Here is a 279-nt window from a genome sequence, read left to right as displayed (position 1 = left end):
AAAATCGATGAATTAGGTGATCCGCTACTTGTTCTTGATAAGTATGTTGATTTCTCGGCACTGGCTGACACCATAGACCGTGTCGCGCCACGTATTATTTCTCCCAAAGGTGGACGCCCGCCATTCCCGACTGAGGTGATGGTTCGCATCATTATCCTGAAACATTTCCATAATCTTTCCCACAGGGATTCATTCCTGGAGGTGGTCAAGTCATTGATGCCACGTTGATTCCAGTTCCTAAGCAGCACAATAAGAAGGAAGAGAATGAACAACTCCGTC

At 46.2% G+C, this 279-nt stretch carries 1 pseudogene; it reads left to right on the top strand.

The features are described from left to right. A pseudogene (locus tag Xbud_RS19445) lies at positions 1–279 on the top strand (transposase); the annotation flags it as partial.

It is taken from the genome of Xenorhabdus budapestensis, from assembly GCF_002632465.1.
Lineage (GTDB): Bacteria > Pseudomonadota > Gammaproteobacteria > Enterobacterales > Enterobacteriaceae > Xenorhabdus > Xenorhabdus budapestensis.
This window is presented reverse-complemented; position numbering and strand designations above follow the sequence as displayed.